The 4,320-nt window shown below is 28.8% G+C and carries 6 protein-coding genes; all 6 read right to left on the bottom strand.

Annotation, left to right across the window (positions count from 1 at the left end):
• Nucleotides 1-47 precede the first annotated feature (47 nt).
• Nucleotides 48-449, bottom strand: a complete 402-nt coding sequence (locus Q0649_RS06555) for a hypothetical protein (RefSeq protein ID WP_298839067.1) — start codon at nucleotides 447-449, stop codon at nucleotides 48-50.
• A 10-nt stretch (nucleotides 450-459) separates the two neighbouring features.
• Entirely contained in the window at nucleotides 460-1,758 is a 1,299-nt protein-coding gene (locus Q0649_RS06550; RefSeq protein WP_298839065.1) for a tol-pal system YbgF family protein, read from the bottom strand.
• A gap of 20 nt (nucleotides 1,759-1,778) precedes the next feature.
• Nucleotides 1,779-2,156 (bottom strand): hypothetical protein, encoded by a 378-nt coding sequence (locus Q0649_RS06545; RefSeq protein ID WP_298839063.1) that lies wholly within the window; start codon nucleotides 2,154-2,156, stop codon nucleotides 1,779-1,781.
• Between the two features lie 187 nt (nucleotides 2,157-2,343).
• Complete coding sequence (locus tag Q0649_RS06540) at nucleotides 2,344-3,186, bottom strand: nucleotidyl transferase AbiEii/AbiGii toxin family protein (RefSeq protein WP_298839069.1); 843 nt, start codon at nucleotides 3,184-3,186, stop codon at nucleotides 2,344-2,346.
• Nucleotides 3,180-3,773 carry a type IV toxin-antitoxin system AbiEi family antitoxin domain-containing protein gene (locus Q0649_RS06535; protein ID WP_298839061.1) on the bottom strand — a complete coding sequence of 198 codons (594 nt, stop codon included), beginning with the start codon at nucleotides 3,771-3,773 and terminating at the stop codon, nucleotides 3,180-3,182. The genes Q0649_RS06540 and Q0649_RS06535 overlap by 7 nt, the downstream gene beginning before the upstream one ends.
• Nucleotides 3,774-4,059: 286 nt before the next feature.
• On the bottom strand, nucleotides 4,060-4,257 hold the full coding sequence (locus Q0649_RS06530) for a hypothetical protein (protein ID WP_298839059.1): 198 nt from the start codon (nucleotides 4,255-4,257) through the stop codon (nucleotides 4,060-4,062).
• Nucleotides 4,258-4,320 lie beyond the last annotated feature (63 nt).

Genomic DNA, 4,320 nt, shown 5'->3' with positions numbered 1-4,320 from the left:
TATATCCTAATTTTCCCAATTATTATTTTTTCATAAGTTAGTTAACACTATCTTTTAGGGTAAACCAAAGTATACATAACAATGGAACCTTTACCCCAAATTAACTTAGTATAGGAAATAGTATCTCCCATTGTTTCAGACTCAGTATCTTTAAATGAACTCTTATCTGGATAAAGATCATTATTAAATGCGGCTATTTGTAGCTGTGCCTTTTTATCTTTTGTTGTTAAAATAACTCCATTCGTAACTCCAGCAGCCCCTGTTTGTTGATCTGCTAATCTATCAAAAATAGTAGGATAGACAATTGTATAATCAAAGGCCTTGTTAAAATAGCTTGCATATTGAACTTCATTCGCCTTTATTGCTGCATCTGCGGTTACTTTATCACCTGCAATATTGTTAGCAATTATGTCTTTCAATTCCCAAGCATCAACACTGTTACTATCCATTTTTATAAGTTCATTTATACTTATTAGCATCCTCATAGTTCTTACTACTTATAGCCTTATTAGCTAATGTTACATTTAATTTTATAAACTGTTTTTTACATAAATCAATATTCTTTTGTGCACTAGTATAAAGTTCAAAATTTGTTTTTGTTACTTTTGTAAATTTTGCTATACTAGCTAAGTAATCCTTAACATTCATTAATTTAATGCCAATTTGATAGCTTGCCTTCTCTATTAGTACTTTACTATCTTTATATGAAGATATTTGCTGTAGCTGCAATAATGCTTTCTCAAATTCATTAGCTTTCAATAACTTTGCTGCATATCTATAATGTGTTTCTTTAATTTCTTCATCAGAATTCTTATAATGTTTTAGCTTTTCAAATGCTGGTAATGCTTCATCATATTGACCACTGTTTAATAATTTTATTGCACTTCCATATTGCTTATTTTTTATTACCGCTGGTTTTATATACTTAATGGATACAAACATAATAAAGAACAATATTATTGCTGCCAAAGTGATTTTAGCTATTCGTATCTTTTTAACTTTTTGCTCCTGTTTTATAGCTTCTTTAACCTTAATTTGTTTTTCTTTTTCTTCATATTCTCTTTGTTTTTCCTGTTTTGCTTTTAACTCCATTTTTTCTTGATCTATTTTATAATCATTATAGGACTTTTCTAAATACTCTTTCCTTATAATCTTAAACAGATCTGCTTTATCTCGTCCACATCTGCAGCATGTTAAAGCGGAAATACTGTTTAATCTTCCACAGCTACATATCCATCCTACTTCTTCTACAACTTCTGGAATAAACTCTATACTGTAAGGATTCTCTTCTAATTTAATTATATCTAGTTCCCCAATTAACACATTCCCTAAAACATCTATCTTTGTTCTTTCAGGTATTTTATTAACCTTATCATCTTTATCTATTTTCTTAATATCTCCATTTTTATAAACTACCTTTTCAACCTGTATGTTAACCTTTCTTACATTTTTATTTATAAGAGGTATAGCAACATTATCACCAAAAGTATTATTTGGTTTAACATCTAGGTCTTGATAAGAATACTTAACGATATTATCATTTTCATTAATTTGGTCACCAGCATCATCAAAACATTCAACTAAAATATATGCTGATGAGATATTTTTATTTGATATATTACATATTTTTAACTGAAGAACAACATTATCGCAAGCAACATCATAAAGTAAAGAACCATTAATTATTTCTACTGGCCATTCTTTAAACCAATAATTAAGATCTATATACCTAATATTAGTATATCTGTTTTCAGCCATTATCATTTCCCCCTAATTCATTACAGTGGTGGTAAAGTCTCATCTAATATATTTTGATTTCTAGATCCGTCATTATTTCTGTTTAAGCCATCTAACAAATTAGTGATTCCCTCGCTTTGTCTTATATTGCTGATTTTATCCAAGTATCCAATTATAATGAATCCAACTCCAAGAATAGCAAACATTGTTGCTAAGACGAAAAAAGAAGTTGATCGAGCTCCATTAATAATATAATTATATGCATCTCCTCCAACATAAGAATTTACGTTCAAAGAAGATAATGCATCACTAGAGTAATAGTTTGTAAGTTTATCATATCCTTTATAAATCATAATCGATGACACCAAAAACATAATTCCAGATAATATATTCCAAACAACTTGTTTACTTTTATCCATTTTTTACACATCCCTTCACTTTAAATTAAAATGGAATTTATTTGTATTATATCATATATAAGTATTGTATTTAATTGTAAATAGTAAAATAAAGAAAGCCTACTTCATAGATTACTCTATTAAATAAGCTTTTTCAGTTACATATATTTATTTTTAATACCAAACATAATTTGCCCATACCTATGCCTTATACATCTATCGAGTTCCATAACTCTAATACCGAATCCTTAACATCATTCCATGAAATATCATCAGCATAACTATATTTTTTCTGATACCTAATCCAATGATTATACGAAATATCACTTAAGAAAACTTCTTTAAGAGTTACGTCTCCATCAGATAAAACACTAAGCGACCCTCTTTTTTCTGATGTTCCAATAACTGCTTTGCTCAATAAAATTTTATCAATATTGTTACCCTGCAACTTTAATAGAATAAAAATATCATAAAAATCCCTCATTCTTGTATTTGCAATGCCTCTTGCAATAATAGTCTCAAGTTTTTCTGCTATCACTGTTTCGATATTGTATGCAAGAATATTAATACTCCTATCTTCTAACAATAAGTCAAATGTATAACAAACTTCCTTTGGTGTAATTTTATCACCAGTAGTAATATCTACCTTTAATGGAATTCTAGCATCATTCATTAGTGCTTCTAGTGATACTCTAAATCCATTGTAATCATCTTCATCACGTATCTTTTCTATTTTTTTAAGTTCTATCTTTACTCCATCATTTATTGATACTGACAAAATAGCATCAAAGGCGCTTTTAATAGATTCCATGCTAACTGGATAAGATTTTATAGTTGCATCCATATCAATTGTTGATCTCATATCTACACCAACTATTGCAGCTACCAGCATGCCACCTTTTAGTATAAATTTATCTTTAAATTCAGATAGCGATATCCTCTCAAGCAGTCTTTCCAACATATAGTTTCTCAAAAGGATTTGAGCATTGATATTCTTTTCTTTACCCATATTTTTTATTAAGTCTTTTATTTGTCTTAAGTTTCTCATAATAAAATCTCCATATAACTTCTTATAGTATTTTGAACTCCTAATTTTTTAGAATATCTTAGCAACAAAGGAATATTTTTATCCTTATTATATAAATATCTCTTAATACCTTCATTTAAAATTGCAACATCCATATTATTACGGTTACGAACAATATCACAAATAGTCCTTTCCTTGTCATACACTTTAATAGGCCTTCCATACAAAGTCTTTAACTCAGTTACACCTATTAAATGGAGTTCCTTTTTAACGGTATAGACTTTAATTCCTGCTTCTCTTAAATTTGACCCATTATATCCAGCTGGAATGGTAACTGACCATTCAAGTGGATCCCTGTCTGTCAATTCGTGTAAATACAATGCAGTCTCGTGTGAAAAAACAATTCTCTTACTTTTAACTTGAAGTGTATACATCTCATCCTCAAATGCCTCAAGAGTAAGATATACACCCTGTGTGACTCTCTCAAGCTTATTCTCCCTGGTAAAAATCGTTAGATAATGACGTGGGATACCTGCCTCTTCAACCTCTTTAGTAATAATCAGGCCTTTTTTTTCAATTATTAATTTTTCTAGTTGTTCTCGATAATTCATACTATTAACCTCTTTTGCAATTATGCTCTTATTATACACCATTAAAGCATAATTGCAAATTTTTATATTGTAATTTTTTTTGGTGGAAGTTACTTTTACAATTCACCATATAAAAAAAGCTAAAAAGGCTGTACTCCTTTAATTTATATTAAAAGGAATGTTGCCTTCTCATATTGGATTACATATTCTCTTTAATGTGTAGATTGCTCTTTGTATATTTACAAACACATCTAGAACTGATATACAAATAATTGAATAACTTATCATATTAACTTCACTAATTAATTCAAACTATTGTGATAATATACTTCCTTTTGTCTCCATTACTTCCCCAAAAGTCAGCTAACTTTATTTCCTCTTCTATGCATACCTTTAATCCATCTTTTATATTTTTTAAAAGTTCCAACTTAGAGTATAATTCATTCATATATGCTTTATCTAAATTAACTGTATCCAATTCTCTATCACTAATTTGCTTCTCCACTTTCTACTGTAGTTAAACCACTTGCACCATCCCATTTATACCATGTTAATATTTTAGAACACG

Origin of the sequence: uncultured Clostridium sp. (assembly GCF_937920395.1) — a bacterium.
Classification (GTDB): domain Bacteria; phylum Bacillota; class Clostridia; order Clostridiales; family Clostridiaceae; genus Clostridium_AD.
This window is presented reverse-complemented; position numbering and strand designations above follow the sequence as displayed.